11 protein-coding genes and 2 pseudogenes are annotated in these 12531 nt (G+C 63.7%); all 13 read right to left on the reverse strand.

The window, feature by feature from the left end; all coding sequences use genetic code 11:
* Window positions 1–180: 180 nt before the first annotated feature.
* The 13 genes and pseudogenes from NHF48_RS11010 to rpsB all read right to left on the reverse strand — a co-directional run bounded on the left by NHF48_RS11010 (window position 181) and on the right by rpsB (window position 12397).
* Window positions 181–498, reverse strand: coding sequence for a PilZ domain-containing protein (locus NHF48_RS11010; RefSeq protein WP_253071134.1), 318 nt, complete (start codon window positions 496–498; stop codon window positions 181–183).
* 104 nt (window positions 499–602) lie between these two features.
* Window positions 603–834, reverse strand: a pseudogene (gene rpmE, locus NHF48_RS11015) (50S ribosomal protein L31).
* Between the two features lie 103 nt (window positions 835–937).
* Window positions 938–1425 (reverse strand): annotated as a pseudogene (gene fabZ / locus NHF48_RS11020) (3-hydroxyacyl-ACP dehydratase FabZ).
* 9 nt (window positions 1426–1434) lie between these two features.
* Window positions 1435–2100, reverse strand: coding sequence for an OmpH family outer membrane protein (locus NHF48_RS11025; RefSeq protein ID WP_056066013.1), 666 nt, complete (start codon window positions 2098–2100; stop codon window positions 1435–1437).
* Entirely contained in the window at window positions 2100–4913 is a 2814-nt protein-coding gene (gene bamA / locus NHF48_RS11030) for an outer membrane protein assembly factor BamA (protein ID WP_253072403.1), read from the reverse strand. The genes NHF48_RS11025 and bamA overlap by 1 nt, the downstream gene beginning before the upstream one ends.
* Window positions 4914–4966: 53 nt before the next feature.
* Window positions 4967–6100 carry an RIP metalloprotease RseP gene (gene rseP / locus NHF48_RS11035; protein WP_253071135.1) on the reverse strand — a complete coding sequence of 378 codons (1134 nt, stop codon included), beginning with the start codon at window positions 6098–6100 and terminating at the stop codon, window positions 4967–4969.
* Window positions 6097–7254, reverse strand: coding sequence for a 1-deoxy-D-xylulose-5-phosphate reductoisomerase (locus NHF48_RS11040; protein WP_253071136.1), 1158 nt, complete (start codon window positions 7252–7254; stop codon window positions 6097–6099). Before NHF48_RS11040 ends, rseP begins: the two co-directional genes overlap by 4 nt.
* Window positions 7251–8006, reverse strand: coding sequence for a phosphatidate cytidylyltransferase (locus NHF48_RS11045; RefSeq protein ID WP_253072404.1), 756 nt, complete (start codon window positions 8004–8006; stop codon window positions 7251–7253). Before NHF48_RS11045 ends, NHF48_RS11040 begins: the two co-directional genes overlap by 4 nt.
* A gap of 65 nt (window positions 8007–8071) precedes the next feature.
* Window positions 8072–8830, reverse strand: a complete 759-nt coding sequence (locus tag NHF48_RS11050; protein ID WP_274705135.1) for an isoprenyl transferase — start codon at window positions 8828–8830, stop codon at window positions 8072–8074.
* A gap of 2 nt (window positions 8831–8832) precedes the next feature.
* On the reverse strand, window positions 8833–9390 hold the full coding sequence (gene frr, locus NHF48_RS11055) for a ribosome recycling factor (protein ID WP_056055952.1): 558 nt from the start codon (window positions 9388–9390) through the stop codon (window positions 8833–8835).
* Between the two features lies 1 nt (window position 9391).
* Window positions 9392–10120: a UMP kinase gene (pyrH, locus tag NHF48_RS11060; protein ID WP_056066004.1), complete on the reverse strand. Its 729-nt coding sequence runs from the start codon at window positions 10118–10120 to the stop codon at window positions 9392–9394.
* A gap of 400 nt (window positions 10121–10520) precedes the next feature.
* Window positions 10521–11453, reverse strand: a complete 933-nt coding sequence (tsf, locus tag NHF48_RS11065; protein ID WP_056055945.1) for a translation elongation factor Ts — start codon at window positions 11451–11453, stop codon at window positions 10521–10523.
* An 89-nt stretch (window positions 11454–11542) separates the two neighbouring features.
* Entirely contained in the window at window positions 11543–12397 is an 855-nt protein-coding gene (gene rpsB, locus NHF48_RS11070) for a 30S ribosomal protein S2 (protein ID WP_253071137.1), read from the reverse strand.
* Window positions 12398–12531: the final 134 nt, after the last annotated feature.

Here is a 12531-nt window from a genome sequence, read left to right on the forward strand (position 1 = left end):
GCCACGAGCGCGTTCCGGACGAAGGCTGACCTTGCCAATGCAGACCAGCAGGGCGTCGAGCCGCCCCCCTTCCCCAACGGGGCAAACCGATCGAGCGGCGGGCTTCAATCTGAATGAAAGTTTCGTGAGGAGACGTGAGGAGAAATGCGGCGGACGGCGGCACGTCCACTCGGCAACGCGTCAGCTTGAGGACGCCGTAGCGACCAGCGCTTCGAATACGGTCGCCGGAAGGGGAGTGTGGAACTTGCAACCTGCCGTGTAGTCATCGGCCCACATCACTTCGGCGACGACCTGCCCGACTTGCGGAAGGTTGAGCCAGATGCTGGTGCCGCGCTTGAGCGCCGAATAGGTTTGGAGTCGTGCACCGTGGATCGAGATATCGATCACTCTGCAAAGTGTGCGGCCGGTCTTGCCGATCCGGACATCGAGCGAAACGGGAGCGCGAAGGGCGCTGCGCCGGGACTTGCGCTCTGCGGGTTCGAAGTCGGCGGCGAACATAGGGTCCTCGTCCTTGCGAGCCCAAATTTAACCGTCGATCCCTAACGCCGTCTTAATAAAAAGCCCCGGAATGAATTAGTATCAATCCATTCCGGGGCTTTAGCTTACTTACGGAGCGTGAGACCGCCACCGAAACGCTTGTTGAAGCGCGCCACCTGGCCGCCCGTATCGAGCATCGTGCCACGGCCACCGGTCCATGCGGGATGCGCGAGCGGATCGATCTCGAGCGTCATCACATCGCCTTCCCTTACCCCAGGTGGTGCGAGTCTGGTACTTGCTGCCATCGGTCATCTGGACGGTGATCATGTGATAATCGGGGTGCGTATCGGCCTTCATGGGAATTCTCCGTATGTGGCTGGTTCCGACCAGCCTGAAAAGGAAGGCGCGCCCGTACACGGACGCGCCCGAATTTACAACAATGCGAGGCTAAAGCCCCACATCAGGCTTTCGGCGGGTCGGCGATCATCGCCGTGAAGTTCGCCTCAGCCACCAACTGTCCGTCGACCAGCGCGCGGCCGGCGAACTTGCACACCGAACTGCGCTTCTGGACGAACGTCACTTCGAGCTTGAGCAACACGCCCGGCTCGACCGGCTTGCGGAACTTGGCCCCGTCGATCGCCATGAAATAGACGAGCTTGCCCGAGCCCGCGAGACCCAGCGATTCGACGGCGAGAATCCCCGCCGCCTGCGCCATCGCCTCGATGATCAGCACGCCCGGCATGATCGGCCGCCCAGGGAAATGCCCCCTGGAAGAACTGCTCGTTCATCGATACCGCCTTGATCGCGGTGATCGATGTGTCGAGGATCAGATCCCTCGACACGATCGACCAGCAGCAACGGATAGCGATGCGGCAACGCGGCCATGACGCGCCCGATATCGAGCGGACCCAAGCTCGTCTTGGCCGTGTCGTTCACAGTCTCGGTCATCGGTGTGGCTTAACGACCCTGCGGGGTGCGGGTAGCGGCAGGCGCACGACCTGCTGGAGCCGGCGCAGCGCCCTGCTGCTGCTGACCACCCTGCTGGTTCGGCTGCCAGTTTGCCGGCACTGCGGTGCTGACCGACGGCACGAGACGGTCGAGTTCGGTCGTGATCGCAGGCGTGATGTCGGCAGTCGGCTGCGCGAACAGCGCGGCCTCGGGACGGAGCAACAGGCTGACGTTCTTGGCACGAACTGCCGCCGTCACGGCGTCGCTGAGCTTCGCCTGGATCTGCTCGATCGCGTATTGCTGCGCGCGCTGAGCGGGCTGCGTCAGGCGAGCGAGTTCCTGGTTCGCCGCGGTCTCACGCGTCTGGATCGCCTGAGCCTGCGGACGAAGCGACGCGTCGGTCGCGCCCGGCGCACGCTGTGCGGTCTGGAACGCGGTGACCAGCGGCTGGAGCTCGCGAGCCACGGCCTGGCGGCGCGTCTCGGCCTGGTCGAGCTGGGCCTTGTAGGTCGTCTCGATCTGGGCGCGCGCGGCGTTCCAGGCCTTCGAGTTGGCGATCGCACCCTGCGCGTCGGCGACGGCGATGCCCGAAACCTGTGCATCGGCGGCGGTTGCGGTCATGGCGGCAGGCGCAACGAGCGCTGCGGCGAGGAGAAGCGTCTTGAACGTCGTCATCAGAACTGTGTCCCTACGTTGAAAGTAATAAGCTTGGGGTCGTCACCCTTCTGGGTGAGCAAGGCTTTGGCGAGATCGATCCGCAGCGGACCGAATGGCGAGTTCCAGTTGACACCGATACCTACCGAGAGACGCGGCTTGGCCGAATTTCCAAGGAACGTTTCCTGATAGATGTTCGGGTTGAGATACCGTGCATTGGCGGTCGTACCAGAACAGGTCGTCGCCCCAGCGGCTATCACGCCTACGGGGCAGATCGTCTGAACAGATGCTATGCCCGGCGTCGTCGCAGTCGCCGCAACCTCCGGCGTCAAGTAGAGCGGATTATTCCCGCCGTCCTTATACTGGTTTTGCAGCAACGTCGGTGAACCATCCGCGTTGAACAGCAACGCACCGGCCGCGCTTTTAGCCTGATCATAATTGAAAGTCGGAAGCGGCTTCTTGATACCGAACAGGCTACCGACCTGTGCGTAGATCGACGGCCTCAGACCGAGTTCGCGTGCACCGGATCCCAACGGGATCTCGATTTCGGCACGCGCAAGGTAATAGGCACGACCACCGAGTGCATCGTCCTGGATCTGGTCGCGATCGGTCTGGACCGACTGCGAGCCATCGGCGGCGATCACGTAGCCGGCGCGCAACACACGGGGGCCTACGCCTCGAATGTCGAAGCCGCGGAACTGTGGCTCACCGAGATAGAAGCGATCGGTGATACGGATCGGGTCCCGACCGGGGCCTGGGCTGCTCTCGAGAGGATGGATGTACCCGCCTTCTGCGACGATCGATCCGATAAAACCGCTCCCGAGGTTCGCATATTTCGAGCCCTCGAGTCGCGTGCGCAGATATTTCACGTCCCCACCCAGCCCAGCAAAATCCTGGCTGAACGAAAAACGTGACCCAGCGGTAGGACGAAGGCGGCTGTTCAACGTGTCTCGGCTGATCGAGTAGCCGACCGAGGACGTCCAACGATTACCGATCGCTTCGCACAGATATCGACCCGCCACTTCGAGGTTACACGAACCGTTTGCGTTCAGATATTGGCTATCGAGGCTAACCTCGTCGTACGACAGACCATAGCGTGCCGAAAGCGACCAAAATTCAGTCAATGGCACGCCGGCACGAAGCTGGAAGCCGGTCGAGACCTGCGAATAGTTGGTCTGACGATCGTTACCGACATAGTTGAACGAGTTATAGTCGCGGCGGAAGATGTCGCCACCGACTGCGATGTTCTTGTCGAACAGATACGGCTCGGTGAAGCCCAGCTCGATCGACTTCGAGTAGCTCGAATAGTTGACGCCCGCGCGCAGTTCCTGGCCCTTGCCGCGGAAGTTGCGCTGCGTGATGTTCGCCTGGATGATGAAGCGTTCGAGGCTCGAATAGCCGGCCGACAGCTGCAGCTCGCCGGTCGACTTCTCTTCGAGGTTGGTTTCGAGGATCACGCGGTCGGGCGCGGACCCCGGGAGCTGCTTGATCTCCATCTTGTCGGCGAAATACCCCAACGAGTTGATGCGGTCCTGCGAACGCTTCACCTGGAAGCTGTTGAACGCGTCGCCCTCGGCCAGACGGATCTCGCGACGCACGACCTTGTCCTGCGTCTGGGTGTTGCCGTTGATGTCGATCCGCTCGACATAGGTACGCTTGGCTTCGGCGATGTTGAAATTAATCCCCATCGTCAGCGTTTCGGCGTCCTTCTGGAACTCCGGGTTCACCTCGGTGAACGCGTAACCGAACAGGCCCGCGGTCTGGCTAAGGTTGTCGACCGAGTCCTCGACCAGCTTGGCGTTGTACCAGTCGCCCTTCTTCAGTGGCAGCGTGGCCGCCAGCTTGGTGTTGTCGAAGTCGCGGATCTGGCTGTCGACGGTGACATCACCGAACTTGTAGCGCTTGCCCTCCTCCACCACGTACGTGATGATGAAGTCCTTCTTGTCCGGCGTCAGCTCGGCGACAGCCGACGTCACGCGGAAATCGGCATAGCCCTGCGTCAGGTAGAACTGGCGGAGCTTCTGCTGATCGTAGGACAGACGATCCTGATCGTAGCTGGTCGCCGACGACAGCAGGCGGAACAGGCGCGACTGCTTGGTTGCCATCTGGCCGCGAATCTGGTCGTCGGAGAACACCTCGTTGCCGAGGATGTTGATCTGGCGGACCTTCGACTTCGGCCCTTCGCTGATCTCGAACACCACATCCACGCGGTTCTGGTCGAGGTTGACCATCTTCGGATCGATCACCGCGGCGAAGCGGCCCTGGCGACGATACAGCTCGATGATCCGCGCGATATCCTGGCGGACGGCGGTGCGCGTGAAGATCTGGCGTGGCGCGAGCTTGATCTCCTTGGTGATCTTGTCGCTTTTCAGCGCCTTGTTGCCCTCGATGATCACGCGGTTGATGATCGGGTTCTCGCGCACGCGGAGAACGATGTTGCCGTCCTCGACACCAGCGATCGAGTAATCCGCGAACAGGTCGCTGGCCTGGAGATCCTTCAGGGCCTGATCGAGCGTCTCGGCAGTGTAGGGGATGCCGACGCGCAGCTTGGTATAGCTGAGCACTGTCTCGCCCTCGATGCGCTGCGATCCCTCGACGCGCAAAGTCTTTATCGTCCGCACGGATACCGGTGCGCCGACGGGCGTTACAACCGGCGAAGCGACTCGCGCCGCACCGTTCCGCGTTGCCGTTCCGGCGGGCGCAGTTGAAGGCCCAGCGGAAGGCGAGGCGGCGGGTGCCGTCTGCGCGAAGGCGGGAACGCCCGACAGGATCGTTCCTGCAAGCAGCAGGGCGCCCTTACGCGCGAAATCGTAACCGTTGATCGCTGTCACCAAACCCACCTTAAAAACGTGCACATACAAGGCGCGCCCGCCCTGCCCTATCGTCGTCAGCCGATCAAGCCGGCCAAGTTCTTCCAGAGCCCAAAATTGCCAAGATCGTTGAAGGTCACGAGCAACATCAGCGCGAGGATTGCCGCAAGACCGCCACGAAACGCCCATTCCTGAACCTGCGGCTCGACCGGGCGCCTGCGCACCGCTTCGATCGCATAGAAGAACAAATGGCCTCCATCGAGCATCGGCACTGGCAGCAGATTGATGAACCCCAGATTGATCGACACGAGTGCGATCAGGAAGACATAGGCGTCGAGGCCTAACGACATCTGCTCGCCCGAGACCTTGGCGATGCTAAGCGGTCCGCCGAGTTCCTTGACCGAACGGCGTCCGGTGATGACCTGCCCCAACGTCTCGACCATCATGGAGACGATCTCGCCGGTCCGCTTTACCGCGATGACCGGCGCCTCGACCAGGCTGACGGGGACGACGATCGGCTTGCTGCCGGCGATGCCTAAGCGACCGATTCGATATTCGTTACCGAAACGATCGCGCTGGAGCTCGGTACCGATGACGATGTCACGCGACAGCGTCCGGTCACCGCGAACCGCGTCGATCCGGGTCCGCTCGCCGGCGCGGATGCGGGCATAGCGCGCCATATCGTCGAATGTCTCGACCGAGCGGCCACCAATGCCAATGATCCGGTCGCCAGTCTGGAGGCCGGCCGCGGCGGCTGCGCTGCCTGGAACGGTGCCGCCGACGATCGGCGGCATGCGGATGTCGCCATAGGCGAAAGCGAAGCCGGCAAGGATCAGGATCGCGACGACGAAATTGACGACCGGGCCGGCTGCGACGACGATCGCGCGCTGCCACACCGGCTTCGATTGGAACGTACGCTGACGCTCGTCGGCAGGTAGTGACAGCCACTCGGCCGAGGGCTGACTGGCCGGGTTCATGTCGCCGGCGAACTTCACGTAACCGCCAAGCGGCAGCCAACCGAACTTCCACCGCGTGCCGCGCTTATCGGTAAAGCCCGCGATCTCGTGGCCGAAGCCAATCGCGAAGGCGTCCGCCTTGATTCCAAAAATGCGCCCAGCGAGATAATGTCCCATCTCGTGCACGAACACGAGGGGGCCGATCACTGCGGCGAACGACAATATGGTCAGCAGGACACCGGGTGTTTCGATCAAACCGCGTAATCCTTCACACGCTCGCCGGCCAAGATCCGCGCCTCGGCATCGATCGCCAGCACGGCATCGACGCTGTCCGGCGCGGCCGGGTCATAACACGACAACGTATGTTCGACGATTGCGGCAATTTCGAGGAAGCCGATCCGGCGTTGCAGGAATGCCTCGACCGCTACCTCGTTGGCGGCATTGAGAATTGCCGGCCGCGCGCCACCTGCGTCGAGCGCCTCGCGTGCCAGCCGCAACGCCGGGAAGCGGACGGGATCGGGTGCCTCGAAGTCGAGTCGGCCGATCGCGACGAGATCGAGCGGCGCCATGGGCGTCGCCATCCGGTCCGGCCAGGCCAGCGTATGTGCAATCGGCGTCCGCATGTCAGGGGGCCCCAATTGCGCCAGCACCGACCCGTCGACATGATCGACCAGGCTGTGGATCACCGACTGCGGATGAATGACGATCTCGATCCGGTCGTGCGCAATCGGAAACAGCCGCGCGGCCTCGATCAGTTCGAGGCCCTTGTTCATGCAGGTCGCCGAATCGACCGAGATCTTCGCACCCATCGACCAGTTGGGATGTTTGACCGCCTGTTCGAGCGTGACGCCGCGCATCTGCTCGGCCGTCCAGTCGCGGAACGGCCCGCCGCTGCACGTCAGGATGATCCGGCGGACACGTTCTGGACGGGTTGCGTCGAAACACTGGAAGATGGCGTTGTGCTCGGAATCTGCCGGTAACAGCGTCGCGCCAGTCCGCTCGGCAGCGGCGAGGATCACGTCACCGGCGGATACTAGTGGCTCCTTGTTGGCGATGACCACGGTGCCGCCCTGCTCGATCGCAGCCATCACGGGCTTCAGCCCCGCGCAGCCGACGATCGCGCCCATCGTCCAGTCCGCACCCGAAGACGCCGCCTCGGCAATCGCCCCGGCACCCCCGCCCGCACGGATACCCGTGCCGTCGAGCGCCTCGCGAAGTTCGGGGAGACACCCCTCATCGGCAACGACTGCAAACTCGGCCTTAGTCCGTATCGCGGCCGCAGCAAGCTTCGCCACGTCGCAGTTCGCGGTTAGAGCAACGACGCGAAACCGGTCGGGCTCCCGCTCGATCAGGTCGAGCGTCGAGGTGCCGACCGAGCCGGTAGCCCCCAAAATCGTGACGCTCTTCATGCGTAGAAGTGCGGCAACAGGACGAGGAACGCCGCGACCGGCGCGACCGGGACCAGGCCGTCGAGGCGATCCATCACGCCGCCATGGCCGGGCAGGATATTGCCGCTGTCCTTCACACCCGCCACTCTCTTCAACCAACTCTCGTAGAGATCGCCCATCTGCGCGAGCGCGGCGAGTACCGGCGTCGCCAGTGTCATCCGCATCGGCAGGCCATATTGCGTGTGCAGCACCGCCGCGACCGCGCTCGCGAGCACGACACCGCCAATAAGTCCCGACCACGTCTTGTTAGGACTGATCACCGGCGCAAGCTTGGGACCGCCCAGCGTGCGCCCGGTGAAGAACGCGCCGATATCGCATGCCCACACCAGCGACAGTGCCCACAGCGTGAAGAGAATGCCCTCGTCCTGCCGCCGGATGATCATCAACGCGAACACGGGGAGACCGCAGTAGATGATGCCCAGCGCCAGCTTGGGTTTGCGAGTCGTGATGACGACGAAGAACGCCGCCCCCACAAGCAGCCCCAGCGTGAAGAAATCATGGATCACGAGAACCAGCGACGCCGGCGCCATCAGCGCGAGCGGCACCGAGAGCGCGAACTGAGTCATCCGCTTGGTCTTCGCGTCGGCGCCCTGGAGCATCGACCATTCCGCCATCATGAACAGCGCCGCGACCACGCCCAGCACCCAGAACGCGATCCCACCGAGCGTCAGCGCAAGACTCGCCACCGCGATCATGCCAACGCTGGCGATCATGCGGAGCTGGAGATTGGACGGCGTGCGCAACGCCTGATCGGGCGCCTTTTCAGGGTCGGTGAGGTTCACAGACCACCGTAGCGGCGCTGACGCTGACCAAACGCCGCGACCGCTTCGGCGAGCGCGGCCGCGTCAAAGTCGGGCCAGAGCGTGTCGACGAACAGCAGTTCCGCATACGCCGCCTGCCACAACAGGAAGTTCGACAAGCGCTGCTCGCCCGACGTCCGGATCATCAAATCCAGCGGCGGCAGATCGTGCGTGTCGAGTTCCGCCTCAATCATCGCCTCGTCGATGCTCGCCGGATCCAGCGCACCATCGCGCGCCCGCTCCGCCAGACGCCGCGCGGCCGTCACCAACTCGGCATGCGCGCCGTAATTCAGCGCGATCGCCAAAATCGGCCCGGTATTCCCCGCAGTCCGCGCAATCGCATCATCGACCATCGCCACCAGATCGGGCGAAAAGCTGTGGTAATCGCCAATTACCCGCAACCGGACGTTCTCGCGCGCGAGTTCGTCGAGGTCACTGCGGATGAAATGCCGCAACAACCCCATCAAATCGCTGACCTCCTCGGCCGGACGCCGCCAGTTCTCAGACGAGAACGCGTACAGCGTCAGCGCCTCGATCCCCATCGCGCGCGCGGCCCGCGTGACCTTGCGCACAGCCTCGACGCCAGCCTTGTGCCCGGCAAAGCGCGGCAGGAACCGCTTCTTCGCCCAGCGGCCATTGCCGTCCATGATGATCGCGACATGACGCGGCACCGCGCCGCCTGCAGGAACGGCGCCCACAGGAACAGCAGCGAGCGGCGCGGCCGAGGAGGCCTGCAATCTCACTTGCCCAGGATTTCCTTTTCCTTGGCGGTCGCGGTCGCATCGAGCTCGGCGATGATGCTGTCGGTCAGCTTCTGCACTTCGGTCTCGTGACGCTTGCGCTCGTCTTCGCCGAACACGCCCTTCTTCTCGTCGACCTTGAGCGAATCCATCCCGTCGCGGCGGACGTTACGGACCGCGATGCGCGCCTTCTCGGCATACTGGCCGGCGAGCTTGGCGAGCTCCTTGCGGCGCTCCTCGGTCAGGTCCGGAATCGGCAGGCGCAGCGTCTGGCCGTCGACGATCGGGTTGAGCCCCAGACCTGCCGAGCGGATCGCCTTGTCGGTCGGGCCGACGTTCGACTTGTCCCAGACCTGCACCGACAGCATGCGCGGCTCGGGCGCCGACACGGTCGCGACCTGGTTCAGCGGCATCGACGAGCCGTACACCGTCACCATCACCGGATCGAGCAACGCAGTCGACGCGCGCCCCGTGCGCAGGCCGGCGAGATCGCTCTTCAGCGCTTCGACGGCACCCGCCATGCGCCGTTCCAGGTCGGTCTTGTCGTATGCGGCCATCTTAAAGCTCCTGCTCGTTCTGGACGATCGTCGACACGCCATCACCCGCCAACACCGCGGCGAGATTGCCGGGTTCGCGGATGTTGAAGACGACGATCGGGATGTTGTTGTCACGGCAGAGCGCGATCGCGCTCGCGTCCATGACCTTGAGATCGTCGGACAGCACGCGGCTGTACGTGACCGTTTCGTAGCGCACTGCGTCGGGGTGCGTCTTCGGGTCGGCGTTGTACACGCCGTCGACCGAAGTGCCCTTGAACAGCGCATCGCACTTCATCTCGGCAGCACGCAGCGCGGCGCCCGAATCGGTGGTGAAATAGGGGCTGCCGACGCCCGCCGCGAAGATCACGACGCGGCCCTTCTCCAGGTGACGCTCGGCCCGGCGGCGGATGAACGGCTCGCACACCGACGCCATCGGGATCGCCGACTGGACGCGCGTGTCGACGCCGATCTGCTCGAGCGCGTTCTGCACGGCCAGCGCATTCATCACGGTCGCGAGCATGCCCATGTAATCGCCGGTCGCGCGGTCCATGCCGCGTGCCGCGCCCGCCATGCCGCGGAAGATGTTGCCACCACCGACGACGATGCAGATTTCGTAGCCCTTCGCCTTGATGTCCGCGATCTCCTGCGCGACGCGCGCGGTGACGGTCGGATCGATCGAAAGACCCGATGGCCCCATCAGGACTTCGCCCGACAGTTTCAGCAGGATACGGTTGTAGCGCGGAGGCGTCATAAATCTCGAATTGTGATTGGCGGGGCGGCGCGGACCTTAGGCGGCGAGGCCCGGGTTGTGAAGCGCTGTGCGGCGCGTGCATCGAAACTGGATGGAGATCAGACGGAAAATCGTCGTTCGCGAAACGCGTGCAACGGGTGATCACCGTCATTCCCGCGGAGGCGGGAACCCATATGGGCTAGCGTCCCAATGGATCAGTATATGGATCCCAGCCTACGCGGGGATGACGGAGCAGCACCAAGGCTGCTCCGCGATCCTTCTCCCCTCGGGGGAGAAGGTGGCCCGGCAGGGCCGGATGAGGGGGCGTGAGGTTCGAGACCTCACCACTCCCCTCACCCTTCCCACCGCAAGCGCGGCGGGCCCCTTCCCTCTCCCCGGAGGGGCGAGGGAGCAAGTCGGCTTATGCCTGTGGCACGCCCGAAGCAGCAGCAACCTCGGCTGCGAAGTCGGACTGCTCCTTCTCGATGCCTTCGCCGAGCTGGAAGCGGACATAGTCCACCAGCTTGATCTCGGCGCCCGCGTCCTTGCCGGCCTTGGCGACGACGTCGGAGATCTTGGTCTTGCCGTCCATTACGAACAGCTGGCTGACCAGAGCATGCTCCTTGCGGTACTTGGCGATGCCGCCCTCGACCATCTTGGCGATGATATCGGCAGGCTTGCCCGACTCGGCGGCCTTCTCGGTCGCGATCGCGCGCTCGCGCTCGATCTCGGACTCGTCGAGGTCGGCTTCGTTGAGCGCCTTCGGGAACGCGGCTGCGATGTGCATCGCGAGTTGCTTGCCGAGCGCCTGGAGAACCTCGTCCGAAGCCTCCGACTCGAGCGCGACAAGAACGCCGATCTTGCCGAGGCCGGGAGCGGCCGCGTTGTGGATGTACGGAACGACCGCACCCTTGCTGACTTCCAGCGTGCGCGAGCGGCGCAGCGACTGGTTCTCGCCGATCGTCGCGACGTTGTTCGTCAGGACTTCCTCGACGGTCTTGCCCGATGGCATCGCCTGCGACTTCAGCGCCTCAATGTCGCCGCCGGTTGCCAGGGCGATCTGCGTGACGTCACGGACGAACGACTGGAACTGGTCGTTCTTGGCGACGAAATCGGTCTCCGAATTGACTTCGACTGCTGCACCCTTGGTGCCCGACACGGCGACGCCGACCAGCCCCTCGGCCGCGGTACGGCTGGACTTCTTGGCGGCGGCTGCGAGCCCCTTGGTACGCAGCCAATCCATTGCCTGCTCCATATCGCCGGCGTTCTCGCTCAGCGCCTTCTTGCAATCCATCATGCCCGCGCCGCTCTTCTCGCGCAGATCCTTGACCATCGCTGCCGTGATATCGGCCATGTCTCTAATCCTTTTTAGGTCTGAATATGGTTGCGGGCGAGGCAGAGCTTTCGCCCTACCCCGCCCGCATGACGGTTCGGCGACGACGCTTATGCGTCGATCTGGCGCTCACCCTCGGCTGCGAATTCTGCAGCGGTATCGGCATTCGCAGTTGCCTGTGCCGTGTCAGCCGTAGCCTCGACGGTCGGCTCTGCGCTCAGTGCCTCTTCCTTCGGCGGCTCGACCATCGCGCCGATGTCGGCACCGGTACGGCGCTGCTGCTCCTGGCCGCCGCGCGTCGCTGCGATCGCGATCGCCTCGCAGTACAGGCGGATGGCGCGGGCTGCGTCGTCGTTGGCGGGAACCGGGAAGGCGATGCCGTCCGGCGACACGTTCAGATCGAGGATCGCGACGACGGGAATACCCAGCGTGTTCGCTTCCTTGATCGCCAGCTCTTCCTTGTTCGCGTCGATCACGAACATCACGTCGGGAATGCCGCCCATGTCGCGAATGCCGCCGAGCGAAAGCTCGAGCTTATCCTTCTCGCGGGTGAGCTGAAGGACTTCCTTCTTGGTCAGGCCGACGGTGTCGCCCGACAGCATTTCCTCGAGCGTCTTGAGACGCTTGATCGAACCCGAGATGGTCTTCCAGTTGGTGAGCATGCCGCCCAACCACCGATGGTTGACGAAGTGCTGGCCCGAACGACGCGCTGCGTCAGCGACGGGCTCCTGCGCCTGGCGCTTGGTGCCGACGAACAGGACCTTGCCACCACCGGCAACCGCCGACGAGACGAATTCGAGCGCGCGCGCGAACAGCGGCACGGTCTGCGAAAGGTCGAGGATGTGGACGCCGTTACGATCACCGAAGATGTAAGGCTTCATCTTGGGGTTCCACCGATGAGTCTGGTGGCCGAAATGCGCGCCCGTTTCGATGAGCTGCTGCATGGAGACGACTGGAGCCGCCATAGGGATATATCCTTCCGGTTGTGCCTCTGGGAAGCGGATGACGTCGTGGCCGAATGACCGTGACGCACCGGGCTATGATGCCTCCCATGCGGGGGTTAGAGGCGCGGCCCTTAGCGTGGCTCTATTCGAAAAGC

This window comes from Sphingomonas sp. H160509, assembly GCF_024124765.2.
GTDB lineage: Bacteria > Pseudomonadota > Alphaproteobacteria > Sphingomonadales > Sphingomonadaceae > Sphingomonas.